Annotated in this window: 12 protein-coding genes and 3 pseudogenes; all 15 read left to right on the plus strand. The window is 46.5% G+C overall.

Features of this window, described 5'->3' with window-relative positions; all coding sequences use genetic code 11:
* Positions 1 to 60 precede the first annotated feature (60 nt).
* The 15 genes and pseudogenes from flhA (at position 61) to BLO31_RS06150 (ending at position 15,119) form a co-directional block, all read left to right on the plus strand.
* Positions 61 to 2,153, plus strand: a pseudogene (flhA, locus tag BLO31_RS06080) (flagellar biosynthesis protein FlhA).
* Between the two features lie 31 nt (positions 2,154 to 2,184).
* Positions 2,185 to 3,657, plus strand: a complete 1,473-nt coding sequence (gene flhF, locus BLO31_RS06085) for a flagellar biosynthesis GTPase FlhF (protein ID WP_070963545.1) — start codon at positions 2,185 to 2,187, stop codon at positions 3,655 to 3,657.
* 13 nt (positions 3,658 to 3,670) lie between these two features.
* Positions 3,671 to 4,556: pseudogene (locus tag BLO31_RS06090) on the plus strand (MinD/ParA family protein).
* Complete coding sequence (locus tag BLO31_RS06095) at positions 4,549 to 5,283, plus strand: RNA polymerase sigma factor FliA (RefSeq protein WP_070963548.1); 735 nt, start codon at positions 4,549 to 4,551, stop codon at positions 5,281 to 5,283. Before BLO31_RS06090 ends, BLO31_RS06095 begins: the two are co-directional and overlap by 8 nt.
* A 45-nt stretch (positions 5,284 to 5,328) precedes the next feature.
* Positions 5,329 to 5,697, plus strand: coding sequence for a chemotaxis response regulator CheY (gene cheY, locus BLO31_RS06100; RefSeq protein WP_070963551.1), 369 nt, complete (start codon positions 5,329 to 5,331; stop codon positions 5,695 to 5,697).
* A gap of 46 nt (positions 5,698 to 5,743) precedes the next feature.
* Positions 5,744 to 6,460 carry a protein phosphatase CheZ gene (locus tag BLO31_RS06105; RefSeq protein WP_070963553.1) on the plus strand — a complete coding sequence of 239 codons (717 nt, stop codon included), beginning with the start codon at positions 5,744 to 5,746 and terminating at the stop codon, positions 6,458 to 6,460.
* Positions 6,461 to 6,469: 9 nt separating this feature from the next.
* Positions 6,470 to 8,695, plus strand: a complete 2,226-nt coding sequence (locus BLO31_RS06110; protein WP_070963555.1) for a chemotaxis protein CheA — start codon at positions 6,470 to 6,472, stop codon at positions 8,693 to 8,695.
* Between the two features lie 24 nt (positions 8,696 to 8,719).
* Positions 8,720 to 9,833 (plus strand): annotated as a pseudogene (locus BLO31_RS06115) (protein-glutamate methylesterase/protein-glutamine glutaminase).
* Between the two features lie 9 nt (positions 9,834 to 9,842).
* Positions 9,843 to 10,619, plus strand: coding sequence for a ParA family protein (locus BLO31_RS06120; RefSeq protein WP_070963557.1), 777 nt, complete (start codon positions 9,843 to 9,845; stop codon positions 10,617 to 10,619).
* On the plus strand, positions 10,612 to 11,724 hold the full coding sequence (locus tag BLO31_RS06125) for a chemotaxis protein CheW (RefSeq protein WP_070963560.1): 1,113 nt from the start codon (positions 10,612 to 10,614) through the stop codon (positions 11,722 to 11,724). The genes BLO31_RS06120 and BLO31_RS06125 overlap by 8 nt, the downstream gene beginning before the upstream one ends.
* 37 nt (positions 11,725 to 11,761) lie before the next feature.
* Positions 11,762 to 12,256 carry a chemotaxis protein CheW gene (locus BLO31_RS06130; protein ID WP_004413313.1) on the plus strand — a complete coding sequence of 165 codons (495 nt, stop codon included), beginning with the start codon at positions 11,762 to 11,764 and terminating at the stop codon, positions 12,254 to 12,256.
* The gene (locus tag BLO31_RS06135; RefSeq protein WP_070963562.1) at positions 12,256 to 12,747 is read left to right on the plus strand and encodes a DUF2802 domain-containing protein; all 492 of its coding nucleotides are present in this window, start codon (positions 12,256 to 12,258) and stop codon (positions 12,745 to 12,747) included. The genes BLO31_RS06130 and BLO31_RS06135 overlap by 1 nt, the downstream gene beginning before the upstream one ends.
* A gap of 225 nt (positions 12,748 to 12,972) precedes the next feature.
* Positions 12,973 to 13,593, plus strand: coding sequence for a cytochrome c biogenesis heme-transporting ATPase CcmA (gene ccmA / locus BLO31_RS06140; RefSeq protein ID WP_070963564.1), 621 nt, complete (start codon positions 12,973 to 12,975; stop codon positions 13,591 to 13,593).
* 2 nt (positions 13,594 to 13,595) lie between these two features.
* The gene (ccmB, locus tag BLO31_RS06145; protein WP_070963566.1) at positions 13,596 to 14,264 is read left to right on the plus strand and encodes a heme exporter protein CcmB; all 669 of its coding nucleotides are present in this window, start codon (positions 13,596 to 13,598) and stop codon (positions 14,262 to 14,264) included.
* A gap of 105 nt (positions 14,265 to 14,369) precedes the next feature.
* Positions 14,370 to 15,119, plus strand: coding sequence for a heme ABC transporter permease (locus BLO31_RS06150; protein WP_070963568.1), 750 nt, complete (start codon positions 14,370 to 14,372; stop codon positions 15,117 to 15,119).
* Positions 15,120 to 15,124: the final 5 nt, after the last annotated feature.

A 15,124-nucleotide genomic window follows, 5' to 3' on the forward strand; every position in this document is an offset into this window, starting at 1 on the left:
TGGATATTGCATATAAGAGCTAAGTGACTCAAATTTTAATAAATAATAGCCAGCCAAACTATGAAATTTACTCTTCCATTTGCGGATAAGTTGCCTCCTATTCCACAGAGGCGATGCCAGCTATTGGTGCGCCTATCATGGTATTGGCGACGTTGGCTATGGTGGTGTTACCGATACCACCATTTCTACTCGACTTATTCTTCACCTTTAACATTGCACTCGCCATGGTGGTCTTATTGGTGACGGTTTACACCCGCCGCCCGTTGGATTTTGCGGCGTTCCCAACCGTACTTTTAATTGCAACCTTGTTAAGACTGGCGCTGAACGTGGCGTCGACGCGTGTCGTACTTCTTTATGGTCACGAAGGTACAGGCGCTGCTGGTAGCGTAATTGAAGCGTTTGGTAGCGTTGTGATTGGCGGCAACTATGCCGTTGGTCTTGTGGTCTTCTTGATCCTTATGATCATTAACTTCATGGTAGTAACCAAAGGTGCGGGGCGTATTTCTGAGGTAAGTGCACGATTCACTCTAGATGCTTTGCCGGGTAAACAGATGGCCATAGATGCGGATTTAAACGCGGGCTTAATCGATCAAGATCAGGCGAGAACAAGGCGCCAAGAAGTGACCAAAGAAGCGGACTTCTACGGTTCGATGGATGGTGCGTCAAAATTTGTTAAAGGGGATGCCATCGCTGGTATTTTAATTCTCTTTATCAACATTATCGGTGGTTTGTCTATCGGTATGGCTCAGTACGATCTGGGCTTTGGCGATGCGATTCAAATTTACACCTTGCTGACCATTGGTGATGGTTTGGTCGCTCAAATTCCTTCGTTACTACTCTCGATTGGCGCGGCAATTATGGTTACGCGTCAGAATACCGATGAAGATATGGGTCAGCAGGTTGTCTTCCAAATGTTCGACAACCCTAAAGCGTTATTTATCACTGGCGCAATCTTGGCGGTGATGGGCATTGTTCCGGGAATGCCTCATTTTGCATTTTTACTATTGGCGGCTTTGGCTATCGGTTCAGCGTTTTACATCAAACGCAAACAGCAGCAAAAAGAAGAGAAAGCCAAGTTACCCGAAGCCGTTGAAAAAGACTCACCTACGCCCAAAGAGTTGTCATGGGATGATGTTCAGCCTGTGGATGTTATTGGACTAGAAGTAGGGTACCGCCTGATCCCTCTGGTGGACAGAGATCAGGGCGGGGAGCTGCTTGAACGGGTGAAAGGGGTGCGTAAGAAACTGTCACAAGACTTTGGTTTTCTTATCCCTGCTGTTCATATTCGCGACAACCTAGAGTTAACGCCAAATAGTTACCGCATCACTTTGATGGGAGTTGCGGTTGGAGAAGCAGAGATACGTCCAGATCAAGAACTGGCGATCAACCCCGGCCAGGTTTACGGCATGATAGAAGGTGAGCCAACCATCGACCCCGCATTTGGATTGGAAGCGGTTTGGATACGAGATGAGCAGCGCGAGCACGCCCAAGCGTTGGGTTATACGGTAGTCGACTCTTCTACCGTGTTGGCGACTCATCTCAGCCAACTATTGACCAATAATGCTTCACAGCTTATCGGCCATGAAGAGGTGCAAAATCTACTCGAAATGCTGGGCCGTTCAGCGCCTAAGCTTATCGAAAACTTTGTACCTGACCAGCTTCAACTGGGTGTGGTAGTCAAAGTGCTACAAAATTTACTTAACGAAGCCGTTCCAATTAGAGATATCCGAACTATCGTTCAAACCTTGTCAGAATACTCCTCTAAGAGTCAAGAACCCGACATTTTGACTGCTGCGGTTAGGATCTCTCTAAAACGTCTAATTGTTCAGGAAATCAATGGTATAGAGCCTGAACTGCCAGTGATAACACTTATCCCAGAGCTGGAACAAATATTGCATCAAACAATGCAGGCCTCTGGCGGTGAGTCTGCGGGAATAGAACCGGGATTGGCTGAGCGTTTACAAGTCTCACTCAGTCAAGCAACGCAAGAGCAGGAACTTAAAGGTGAACCTGCCGTTCTGCTTACTTCGGGCGTGTTGAGATCAACCCTCGCGAAGTTTGTAAAGAATACGATTCCATCATTGCGAGTACTTTCTTATCAAGAAATACCCGATGAGAAGCAAATAAGAATCGTACAGGCAGTGGGCAACTAAAGTAGTTGCAAAAAAATAGCGGACATCCATTTTGAAGATAAAACGATTTTTTGCCAAAGACATGCGCACAGCATTACTTCAAGTTAAGGAAGAACTTGGGGTGGATGCCGTGATCATGTCGAATAAAAAAGTCGCAGGCGGAGTAGAGATAGTTGCAGCGGTTGATGGCGAATCAGCGGCGGCCATGTCTTCACAGAGCAAAGCCAACTATAACTCCCGACCTAGGCAAACCGAGAGTACGGGCACTGCCCAAGCCTCTCAACTGCAGCGCTCCCTAGCCGACGATAAAGTCAGCCTAGGTCGACCAAAGAACCAAGAAGCCCCTTCTCCGTCGATGACGAAAAAGTTTGCCAATATGTTGAAACAGTACAGCAATGGCGAACCGGAAAAAACGGAACAAGATTCATTGAGCGGCTTGTTAAAAAGACAAGCAGCTTCGCGTTCAGATAACAACGGCGCTCAATTGAAAAGCGATTCCCCACTCGCAAGGCTCATCGCAGAAGATACTAGACAGCCTAAGCAAGAGCCGCGTTTAGATCCGAGCCGTTTTGAGCGCAATAGACCGCAGGAAAACCAGATTTCCGGTCAAGAATTAGAAGACATGCGCGAAGAGATGACGTCAATTCGCCGTCTTTTAGAGCATCAAGTTTCTGGACTGATGTGGCAAGAAGTTGAACGTAGAGAGCCATTGCGAGCTATGCTTATCAAGCGGTTAGAGCGCATGGGGGTCTCGGCTGAACTGGCCGACCAGCTCGCCTGTTATATCCCAGAGGATACTCAGCCGCAAAAGGCGTGGAAAGCACTGTTAGGTCTTGTTGCGGACCAGATTCCAGTATCCAAACAGGATATATTAAAGCGCGGTGGCGTCGTTGCCCTATTAGGGCCAACGGGTGTGGGTAAAACGACATCAATCGCCAAGTTAGCAGCGAGAGCCGCCATGGAGTTCGGTTCGGACAACGTTGCTTTGGTAACGACGGACACTTATCGCATAGGCGCCCATGAACAATTGGCGATCTATGGAAGAATTATGGGATGTGCAGTAAAAGTTGCTAAAGATTCCAATGAGTTAGCCGATGTAATTTATCAGTTAAGGAATCGTCGCCTGATTTTAGTCGATACAGCCGGTATGGGACAAAGAGATGTCAGGCTTTCAGAGCAACTCGATACATTGATGCAAGAGAGCGGAGAAGTGATCCACAGCTATCTTGTGTTGCCTGCCACAGCGCAGCGCAAAGTACTACAAGAAACGATAGAACACTTCAAGCGAATTCCGTTGTCGGGTTGCATTATGACCAAGCTTGATGAGTCTCTTAGCTTAGGAGAGTTCATCAGCGTGGTGGTCGAGAATGCATTGCCGGTTTCGTATATCGCAAATGGTCAGAGGGTGCCTGAAGACATTGTATTGGCACAACCCAAATACATGGTAGCAAAGGCAAACGAATTACTAGAGATGTCGACAGATAATGAGCCTCACTACTGGAATAGTGAAGCAGAGAGGTTCTAGGCGGCGGACGATTATGACAAATAAGATGATAAATGACCAAGCAAGCGGTTTGCGCCGCTTAACACAGCCATCGTTAACGAAAGTTATTTCCGTCACCGGTGGTAAAGGTGGCGTTGGCAAATCAAATGTGACTCTGGGTTTGGCGATTTGCATGGCACGTCAAGGCAAGAAAGTTATGGTTCTTGATGCTGACTTAGGCCTAGCAAATGTTGACGTAATGCTCGGAATTCGACCGAAACGCAATTTAGGGCACGTTTTGGCTGGCGAATGTGATCTTCAGGATGCTATTGTAGAAGGGCCGCATGGTATAAAAATCATTCCTGCGACCTCTGGTACGCAGTCGATGACAGAGCTGAGCCACGCTCAACACGTAGGTTGATTCGCGCCTTTGGTAGCTTAGAAGATGAGATGGATGTGCTTCTCATCGATACTGCGGCGGGTATCTCGGATATGGTTGTGAGCTTTTCACGGGCTGCCAAGATGTGGTGGTGGTGGTATGTGATGAACCTACGTCTATCACCGATGCCTATGCATTAATAAAATTATTAAGTAAAGAACACCAAGTTCAACGTTTTAAAATTGTTGCTAACATGGTGAGAAGCTACCGAGAAGGTAGGGAATTGTTCGCAAAATTGACCTTGGTCACAGAGCGATTCTTAAATGTGAGCCTTGAGCTCGTCGCTTGTATTCCATTAGATGATAAAGTTCGACAAGCGGTTAAAAAACAAAAGATTGTCGTGGACGCCTTCCCGCGTTCCCCAGCGTCTTTAGCTTTGGGCTCATTAGCCAACAAAGCGTTAACTTGGCCAATACCGAAAACGCCAAGTGGACATTTGGAGTTTTTTGTTGAACGTTTATTAAATCGGACAGAGATGTTAGAGGAACCATTTGGTGAATAAGGCGCTGACCTATGACCAATATGCCAACCAAAATAGCCAGCGAGCTTTTTTAGAAAAGTACTCGGTGCTGGTGAAGCGCATCGCTCATCATCTTGTTGGGCGATTGCCTCCTAGTGTGCAAGTTGAAGATTTGATTCAAGCAGGCATGATCGGATTGCTTGAAGCGCAAAAAAATTATGATGGCAGCAAAGGTGCCAGCTTTGAAACGTATGCCGGTATCCGTATTCGCGGAGCCATGCTTGACGATATTCGCCGTGGAGACTGGGTTCCCCGCTCAGTGCACAAGCACAGCCGTGAAATTAGCCAAGCCATTTCAACCTTAGAAGGGGAGCTCAATAGAGATCCGACCGATGCTGAAGTGGCGAAACATCTGGATATGACAATAGAGCAGTACCACACTGCCTTAACAGATATCAATTGCTCACGTCTTGTTGGTATAGAAGATTTGGGGGTATCAGAAGATGTGATCGGTCCTGCGGAAGATGAAGAAAACAACTCACCATTTAAAGGTGTAGCTGATGAATTTTTCCGCAAAGCATTGATTGAATCAATAAAATCGCTTCCAGAACGTGAAGCTTTGGTACTTTCACTCTATTATGATGAAGAGTTAAACTTAAAAGAAATCGGCGAAGTAATTGGAGTAAGCGAGTCACGTGTTAGCCAAATACTTAGCCAATCCATGCAGCGTTTACGCACCAAGCTGAGTGCGTGGACAAACAATGACTAGAAATCACTGACATCAAACTCAGTGGAGGCAATTTTGAATAAAAACATGAAAATCCTAATTGTTGATGACTTCTCAACAATGCGCCGTATCGTTAAGAACCTGCTTCGCGACTTGGGTTTTAACAATACTCAGGAAGCCGATGACGGCCTTACCGCTCTGCCTATGCTCAAGAAAGGCGAATTTGATTTTGTTGTAACTGACTGGAACATGCCAGGTATGCAAGGGATTGATTTGCTCAAACATATCCGTTCCGACGAAGAGCTTAAGCACCTTCCTGTTCTAATGATCACTGCCGAAGCTAAGCGTGAGCAGATTATCGAAGCGGCTCAAGCAGGCGTTAATGGCTACATTGTTAAGCCATTTACAGCGGCTACTCTTAAAGAAAAACTAGATAAAATCTTTGAGCGCTTATAAGCGATCTCTTTGATTAAAATGTTCAGGCGATAAAGGCCAATTCAGGATGATTTCATTAGAACAGGCAAAACAACTGGTTGAACTGTTGGAAACTGGTCAAGAAGACGAAGCAGACGTTCTTGTCACGCAAATGTACCACTCCAGAAACAATCCAATGCTTCAGGAGATTGGTGAGCTAACAAGAGATCTGCACGAATCCATAAAGCAATTTAGCGTAGATGCACGCATGAGCGAAATTGCCAATGACGAAATCCCAGACGCAAGGGACCGCCTCCAATACGTTATTGACAAGACCGAAGTGGCTGCAAATAAAACGATGGATGCCGTAGATCGTTGTATGCCAATTGCGGACAATCTTCACGAGGGTTTACTCAAAGTAAGACCGCAATGGAATCAATTGATGCGTGGTCGCATTGAGCTAGAAGAGTTTAAAAAATTATGTCATCACATCGATGACTTATTGGGTCAGGTTGAGGGTGACAGCTCTGAGCTGCGAGGGCAGTTAACCGAAATTTTGATGGCTCAAGATTTTCAGGATTTAACTGGGCAAATTATTCGCCGTGTTATTACGTTGGTGAATGAAGTAGAAGGACGTTTAGTTGAGATACTAACAGCGTTCGGTGCTAGCCAGTTGGAAGAGTCGAAAAACAAGAAGAACACATCGGTGGATCCAGAAGGGCCGATTCTTAATCCTCAAGAACGAGAAGACGCGGTTTCATCACAAGATGAAGTCGACGACCTTCTCTCTAGTCTTGGGTTTTAGAGGTAACGTATGAGCTACGATTTAGACGAAGATATTCTTCAGGACTTTTTAGTAGAGGCAGGGGAGATCCTTGAGCTTCTATCCGAACAGTTGGTCGATTTAGAAAACAACCCTGACGATAAAGACCTTCTTAACGCGATTTTCCGCGGGTTCCACACGGTAAAAGGTGGTGCTGGTTTCTTGTCTCTTACCGAGCTGGTTGATACCTGTCACGGTGCAGAGAACGTGTTTGACATTCTCCGCAATGGACAAAGACAAGTGAGCGCGAGCTTAATGGATACCATGCTACGAGCATTGGATACCGTTAATGAGCAGTTCCAAGCGGTTCAAGATAGAGAACCACTGACACCGGCAGAACAAGATCTACTCGATGAGTTACACCGACTCAGCAAACCAGAATCTGCTGATGAGGCGGTTGCCGAAACCGCTCCAGCTGAGCCAGTTGTTGAAGAAGTTGTTGAAGCACCCACACCAACACCAGAGCCAGTTGCTTCCGAAGCAAGTTCGATTGACGAAATTACTCAAGATGAGTTTGAAGCACTACTTGATGAGTTACACGGCAAAGGAAGCGCGCCGGGTACTGAAGAGCAAGCAGCAACTGCACCGCAAACCCCAGCAGCTTCGGCAGACGCAAGTGGTGATATCACCGACGATGAATTCGAAAAACTGCTAGATGAATTGCACGGTGTGGGCAAAGGCCCCGGTGAAGCAGAAACAGCAGCCGTTACTCCGCCTCCGGCGCCGAGTCAACCCGCTCCTGCTGCACCATCTGCCGCTGGTGGTGATGACGACCTAATGACGGATGAGGAGTTTGAAAAACTTCTTGATCAATTGCACGGTTCGGGCAAAGGCCCGTCAGTGGAAGAGTTAGAAGCAGCAACAAAACCTGCTGCGGCCACACAGGCTGCTAGCCAAGCAGCCGCTCCAGCACCTAAAGCTCCAGAACCTGCACCAGCCCCTAAAGCGGCGGCACCTAAACCTGCACCGAAAGCAGAAGCTAAGCCACCTGCAACGAAAGAAGCGGCAACACCAGCGACTCAAGCTAAGAAACCGCAGGCAGAAGCGACGGTTCGAGTAGATACTTCAACCCTTGATACCATTATGAATATGGTGGGTGAGTTAGTATTGGTTCGCAACCGACTACTGAGCTTAGGCCTAAATAGCAACGACGAAGAGATGTCGAAGGCGGTAGCCAACTTAGACGTGGTGACAGCGGACTTGCAAGGCGCGGTGATGAAAACCCGAATGCAGCCAATTAAGAAAGTATTCGGCCGCTTCCCTCGCGTGGTACGTGACCTAGCAAGAAGCCTAAAGAAAGATATTAATTTAGAGATGCGTGGTGAAGACACGGATCTTGATAAGAACTTAGTAGAAGCACTTGCCGATCCTTTGATCCACTTGGTTCGAAACTCGGTTGACCACGGTATTGAAATGCCGGATGACCGTCAAAAGGCTGGCAAGCCTCGCACGGGTAAAGTGATTTTATCGGCATCTCAGGAAGGTGACCATATCGAACTGGCTATCGTAGATGATGGCGGTGGTATGGATCCTGATAAGCTTCGCGCCATCGCAGTGAAGCGCGGTGTTATGGATGAAGACGCAGCGTCAAGACTGACGGATAAGGAATGTTTCAACCTTATCTTTATGCCGGGCTTCTCCAGTAAAGAGCAAATTTCTGATATTTCAGGCCGAGGTGTGGGTATGGACGTTGTGAAAACGGCCATCAATACGCTAAACGGCTCGATCGATATCGATTCTGAAATGGGTAAAGGAACCAAGATCACCATTAAGGTTCCACTGACCCTCGCAATTTTGCCAACGCTTATGGTTGGTGTTGCGGGCAACCCATTTGCACTGCCACTGGCAAGTGTGAACGAAATCTTCCATTTAGACTTAAGCCGTACCAACGTTGTTGATGGTCAATTGACAATTATTGTCAGAGAAAAGTCTATTCCTCTGTTCTATCTGCAAAATTGGCTTGCGCCTCAGGCTGGCCAAGTAGAACTGCGCAAAGGACACGGACACGTAGTTATAGTGCAGATTGGTAGCCAGCGCGTTGGTTTTGTTGTCGATACCCTGATCGGACAAGAAGAAGTGGTGATTAAACCACTAGATAACTTGCTACAAGGGACGCCAGGTATGGCGGGTGCAACCATTACAAGTGATGGTCATATTGCGCTTATTCTTGACGTACCTGATTTGCTTAAACAGTACGCCGCTGCTTCGCGAATCTAAAGGTATTAAAACAAAAGGGAAACTATGGCGATCAAAGTATTAGTTGTTGATGATTCAAGTTTTTTCCGCCGCAGGGTGAGTGAGATTATTAACTCTGAACCTCGCTGGAAGTGATGGATATCGCCACAAACGGAAAAGAAGCGGTAGAAAAGGCCTTAAAGCTAAAGCCAGATGTTATCACTATGGACATCGAAATGCCGGTAATGGACGGTATTACAGCTGTTCGTGAAATTATGGCTAAACAGCCGATTCCAATCCTGATGTTCTCGTCTTTGACCCATGAAGGAGCGAAGGCGACATTAGATGCATTGGAAGCGGGAGCATTGGATTTTCTGCCGAAGAAATTTGAAGATATAGCGCGCAACCGTGATGAAGCAGTGAGCCTGCTTCAACAAAGGGTTATTCAAATTGCCTCGAAGCGCGGAGTGATGAGACGTCCATCTTCTCTTCGCACTACCACAGCAAGTGCGCCGACAAGAACGACGACTTCTCCGCTAGCGGGAAGACAAACGGCAAGGCCAGCAACGGCGTCAGCGGCAACACGTTTTAAAGCGAGCGGTAAAAAATATCAGCTAACCGCAATTGGTACCTCGACAGGAGGGCCAGTAGCATTACAGAAAATTTTGACCAAGCTGCCAGCAAACTACCCAAATCCGATCGTGTTAATCCAACATATGCCGGCGACGTTTACCGCCGCATTTGCAAGTCGATTGAACTCTTTGTGTAAGATTCAGGTTAAAGAAGCTGAAGATGGCGATGCACTAAAACCAGGGGTGGCGTATCTCGCTCCTGGTGGCAAACAGATGATGATAGAGGGCAGACCGGGAACCGCTAAGCTACGCGTGATAGATGGTGGCGAGCGTATGAACTACAAACCCTGTGTCGATGTGACATTTGGCAGTGCGGCAAAAATATACGCAGACAAGGTCATGTCAATGGTATTAACCGGCATGGGTGCTGATGGTCGCGAAGGTGCTCGCATGTTAAAAACGGCTGGTTCGACTATCTGGGCGCAAGATGAAGAAAGTTGTGTCGTTTATGGTATGCCTCAGGCTGTAGCAAGGCAGGTCTGTCAACAGAAGATCTACCGCTGGAACGCATTGCTGAACGTATGTTGGTTGAGTTGGGATTGTCATAGAGGTCGTTGATGATTGTATGGAGCATTGCTAACCAAAAAGGTGGCGTAGGTAAGACAACAACAACCATCACCTTAGCGGGTTTGTTAAGCAAACAAGGTAAACGAGTTTTACTTGTCGATACCGATCCCCATGCCTCGCTAACCACTTATCTCGGTTATGATTCCGACGGTGTGCCATCGAGTCTGTTCGACCTCTTCCAGCTAAAAGAGTACAACGAAGACACGGTACTACCTTTGGTGATGCGCTCTGATATTGAGAACATAGACCTACTACCGGCGCATATGTCTCTTGCTACACTTGACCGCGTTATGGGTAATCGCAGTGGTATGGGACTTATCCTTAAACGCGCTTTGATGTCCATAAAGACAAAATATGATTACGTCCTCATTGATTGTCCGCCTATCCTTGGCGTAATGATGGTTAATGCCTTGGCGGCAAGTGACCGGATTCTTATCCCAGTACAAACCGAATTCCTAGCCATGAAGGGTTTGGAGCGTATGGTGCGAACACTGGCGATAATGCAAAAATCGCGTAATAAAGCCTTTAAAGTCACCATTGTTCCTACTATGTACGACAAGCGAACCAACGCTTCATTGCAAACACTACAACAGCTGAAAAAAGACTACCCAAGTCAAGTCTGGTCGTCCGCTGTTCCCATTGATACAAAGTTTCGAGATGCAAGTTTGAAGAACCTTCCCGTTTCTCACTTTGCTTCTGGCAGCCGTGGTGTTTTCGCTTACAAGCAACTTTTACTCTATTTAGAGAGGTTGTCGATTGATGAGTGATTCAACTTTGCTTTCCAGTGAACAAGCTTTAGATGAGTACTTCTCCGCTCTCCTAGACGATGAGTTTGAAGAAGAACTGGTAGAAGCGAGTACTGAACCGGAAGCGCTGAGCGGTACCGAAGAAATGGCTCAGGATTTAGAGCCATTACCGCAAGTGGCTGAAGGGAAAAGTTACTATCACTTGCCGACCGAAGAGGTTGAATTACCCAACTTAGAAGATGTTGAAAAGCTACTTCAGCAGCTCGAATCTAGTAATCCAGTGGCGGAGCTTGATCTCGAAGAGGTAATGGTCCAAAACACCGAAGCCATTTTTGAGAAAACTCCTGAACTGACAGAAGCAGCGTCTGCTCTGGTAGCAGAAGAAGAGATCCAAGATTGGGACATTGAAAATTTAACAGAAGCTGTAACGGTTGAGCCTGTTGTCGAAGAGATTGTCGTCGATATCGAGGAAACAACGGTTGAGGATGTAAGTGTTGAGTTTTCCATCGAGCCACAAGTTGAAGTGGTCGAAGAACCAGTTGTTGAAGCTGCGGTTCAAGTACAACAAGTAGAAGAACCCATAGCAGACGAACCCGTTGTCGACATTGCAGAGAGCGCAGAATTAGAGACTCAGGCTGGCGGTCATGGGTTACACACATGGCAAAGCACGGCAAGGGATGTCGACTTCCAAGTGCTCTATTTCGATGTAAATGGCGTAACCTTCGCTGTACCCCTAGACGAGTTGGGGGGAATCCACCGCATGGAAGAGCTCAATCACATCATTGGTAAGCCACAGTGGTATCTCGGTCTGCAAAACAGCCGTGACAATAAGTTAGATGTGGTTGATACCGCTCGATGGGTGATGGCCGAAAAATTGACAGACGAAGAATATAAGCAACAATATCAGTATATTGTTATGCTTGGTGAAAGTATGTGGGGCTTGGCCTCCACCGAGCTGCTTGGCACAGAATTATTAAACACTGAGAAAGTCCGCTGGCGTGAAACAGCTGGTAAAAGGCCTTGGCTTGCGGGCATGGTCAAAGAAAAAATGTGTGCTTTGATACATGTTGAAGCATTGATAGCTATGCTTAATGCAGGGCTTGATGTAAAAGCACTTGATAATTAAAACACTTATGCCAGAAATGGCTTAGAGAGGATTAGGTATGTCTCAAACGAATGAAGTCGAAGTGAGAAAAGAACAGTCGAATGACGAAGTACTTCAGTGGGTGACGTTCCAGCTTGAAGAAGAAACCTACGGCATCAACGTAATGCAAGTACGTGAAGTACTTCGCTATACTGAAATTGCGCCGGTTCCGGGTGCTCCTGACTATGTTTTAGGTATTATCAACCTACGTGGTAACGTTGTAACGGTTATCGACACTCGTTCGCGCTTTGGCTTGATGGAAGGCGAAATTACTGATAACACTCGTATTATCGTTATCGAGTCTGAGCATCAGGTAATCGGTATTCTTGTCGATAGCGTTGCTGAAGTGGTTTACCTGCGTTCTTCTGAAATCGATACCACACCAAGTGTCGGTACCGATGAAAGTGCGAAGTTTATTCAAGGTGTAAGCAACCGCGATGGCAAGTTGCTGATCTTGGTTGACCTAAACAAACTTCTTACTGATGAAGAATGGGATGAAATGGCTCATCTGTAATGAGTAGTTCGTTTTTGCTTAGTGCACCAGTGATAGCTGGTGCTGCTGCACTTGTTGTATTACTTCTGTTGCTCACATTGTGGAGACTTAGAAGCGGTATTTCTCGCGTTTCGGATCACAATAGACAGCAAAATCGATTGTTAGACAGAGAGCTACAGAAAGCGAATAAGCAATTGCTTGAAGTTCGGTCGGTTGTTGTCGGACTGGGGCAGAAAATCAGTGAACAGCAAGACATTATTGCTTTGCTAAACGAGCGTATTAAAGAGCTAGAACAAGCAGATAGCGATGGTCGCTTGTATTCAAGAGCAAGCAAAATGGTGCAATTGGGCGCTGATCTCGATGAACTCATCGAAGAGTGCGAGCTGCCAAAAGCGGAAGCGGAGCTTATGATGTCGCTGCAAAACAAAATATCCGGTAAAGAGGATGTTCCGCCACTCTCAAGCTCTCCAGAAAAGCGGCCTCCTGAGCGTAGAAAGTCCGCTAGAAAATAACAGTTAACAAGGCATCGATTGGTGCCTTTTTATTTCCTTGCTATACACAATCTCTCCTTACTTTGCGTTCGCTTGTAATGTAACCATTTAGTGGTAGTTACTACACATTATGATTAAATATTAACAGTTTCTTACCGAGTTTCGTGACTCGTAAAGGTCTATTTGTGTTTCGCCACACTCTTGCTGTGGTAATATAAGCGTCTGAAATTTGTATTGTGATTTTGAATGCTAGAAGTAAAACAACTCACCGCAATCCGTGATGAAAGAATCTTGTTCGAGTCCCTTTCCTTTACTATTGATACCGGTGAACTGGTTCAAATTGAAGGGCGAAATGGCACGGGTAAAACAACGCTTTTACGCATAGTTGCTGGGCTTGGCGATAGAGAACATGGCGATATCCTCTGGAATGGAAAAACGATAGAAAGTGATCGCGAGAGCTTTCACCAAGATCTTCTCTTTCTGGGTCACCAAACAGGGGTTAAGCGAGAGCTTACTGCATTCGAAAATTTGCGCTTCTATCTATCGGTTCACAGTCAAGTTAAAGTCGACAAAGAGCGCATCTACCAAGCTTTAATGCAAGTAGGTTTGGCAGGGCGAGAAGACGTACCGGTAGCTCAACTTTCTGCCGGTCAGCAAAGACGCGTTGCGTTGGCAAGACTCTGGCTTAGTGAACACAAGCTATGGATACTCGATGAGCCGCTAACCGCCATCGATAAACAAGGCGTAAAAGTACTTGAATCACTGTTTCTCAATCATGCGGAATCGGGGGGGATCGTTGTGCTGACGACTCACCAAGACATGTTTTCAGACAACCCTAAATTGCGCAAAATTAAGTTGGGTGAATGACTATGATTGCCACTATGAACAGTATCATTCGCCGAGAGTTACTTATCGCTTTTCGTCGTCAAGCCGATATTTTTAACCCCCTTTGGTTTTTTATCATCGTCATCACTTTGTTCCCACTGAGTATTGGACCAGAGCCGAATCTGCTGGCGCGGATCTCTGCGGGAATAGTCTGGGTAGCGGCATTACTGTCTGCGTTGCTGTCACTCGAAAGGTTGTTTAGGGACGATTTTCAAGACGGTGCTCTAGAGCAGATGATGCTGATGCCCGTACCACTATCTGTAGTGGTGATATCAAAGGTTGCTGCACATTGGATCTTGACTGGACTACCATTAATCTTGATTAGTCCTTTGTTAGCGATACTGCTGTCTTTGAGTTTTGATTCGTGGTTAGCCATTGTGCTGACACTGATTATAGGTACGCCAACCCTGAGCTTTTTGGGCGCAATTGGCGTGGCCTTGACGGTGGGCTTACAAAAGGGCGGGGTACTGCTGAGTTTGCTGATCCTTCCCTTGTATATACCCATACTAATATTTGCTACCTCTGCCATTGATGCGGCGTCGCTGGGTATGGCCTACAACGGACAACTGGCCGTTTTAGGTGCGATGTTAGCAGGGGCAATGACTTTGACACCAGTGGCGATTTCGGCCGCACTGCGGGTAAGTGTCAATTAGTTGTTTTCGATCAAGCACGAAAAATTCCCGTTTATTACATTACACAACTATAAAAACGTTCCAGAATGTCACTGGGACACAATGAAGTAAAAGTGAGATCAAACCATGTGGAAATGGCTCCATCCTTATGCCAAGCCCGAAGCAGCTTACCTACTTAGTGGTAAGCTTTTACCGTGGTTCTCAGTACTGGCCTTTGCATGCTTAACCATGGGCTCAGTTTGGGGATTGGCGTTTGCCCCTTCCGACTATCAGCAAGGTGATAGTTTTAGGATCATCTACATCCATGTGCCTTCTGCAATATGGTCCATGGGTGTCTATATGTCGATGGCGATTGCCGCATTTATCGGCATTGTTTGGCAATTAAGGCTCTCTAATATGGCGGCCCTAGCTATGGCACCTATTGGAGCTGTGTATACCTTTATCGCACTGATCACGGGCGCTATATGGGGTAAACCTATGTGGGGAACATGGTGGGTTTGGGACGCTCGTTTAACCTCTGAGCTGATTCTTCTATTCTTGTATCTGGGTGTGATTGCACTCTACCACGCATTTGATGATCAAAAAACAGCCGCAAAGGCAGCAGGTATCCTTGCCATTGTTGGCGTGGTTAACCTGCCAATCATTCACTTCTCGGTTGAGTGGTGGAACACACTTCACCAAGGTGCAACCATCACAAAATTTGCTAAACCGTCAATTTCGAACGATATGTTGTGGCCTCTGCTGCTTAACATTTTTGGCTTTGCGTTCTTTTTTGCAGCTGTCACATTGGTTCGGTTCAGGAATGAAATTATCAGCAAGGAAAGCCACCGCCCTTGGGTTGAGGCTTTGGCAACTAAGAAAAGTGTGGTGGGGTAATTAGT

This window comes from Vibrio sonorensis, from assembly GCF_001854765.1.
Lineage (GTDB): Bacteria > Pseudomonadota > Gammaproteobacteria > Enterobacterales > Vibrionaceae > Vibrio > Vibrio sonorensis.

What these genes read in the sequence shown, in the direction of transcription:
- cheY (WP_070963551.1), top strand. Translation starts at nt 5,329, where the DNA reads ATGAAAATCCTAATTGTTGATGACTTCTCAACAATGCGCCGTATCGTT.
- BLO31_RS06105 (WP_070963553.1), top strand. Translation starts at nt 5,744, where the DNA reads ATGATTTCATTAGAACAGGCAAAACAACTGGTTGAACTGTTGGAAACT.
- BLO31_RS06110 (WP_070963555.1), top strand. Translation starts at nt 6,470, where the DNA reads ATGAGCTACGATTTAGACGAAGATATTCTTCAGGACTTTTTAGTAGAG.
- BLO31_RS06120 (WP_070963557.1), top strand. Translation starts at nt 9,843, where the DNA reads ATGATTGTATGGAGCATTGCTAACCAAAAAGGTGGCGTAGGTAAGACA.
- BLO31_RS06125 (WP_070963560.1), top strand. Translation starts at nt 10,612, where the DNA reads ATGAGTGATTCAACTTTGCTTTCCAGTGAACAAGCTTTAGATGAGTAC.
- BLO31_RS06130 (WP_004413313.1), top strand. Translation starts at nt 11,762, where the DNA reads ATGTCTCAAACGAATGAAGTCGAAGTGAGAAAAGAACAGTCGAATGAC.
- BLO31_RS06135 (WP_070963562.1), top strand. Translation starts at nt 12,256, where the DNA reads ATGAGTAGTTCGTTTTTGCTTAGTGCACCAGTGATAGCTGGTGCTGCT.
- ccmA (WP_070963564.1), top strand. Translation starts at nt 12,973, where the DNA reads ATGCTAGAAGTAAAACAACTCACCGCAATCCGTGATGAAAGAATCTTG.
- ccmB (WP_070963566.1), top strand. Translation starts at nt 13,596, where the DNA reads ATGATTGCCACTATGAACAGTATCATTCGCCGAGAGTTACTTATCGCT.
- BLO31_RS06150 (WP_070963568.1), top strand. Translation starts at nt 14,370, where the DNA reads ATGTGGAAATGGCTCCATCCTTATGCCAAGCCCGAAGCAGCTTACCTA.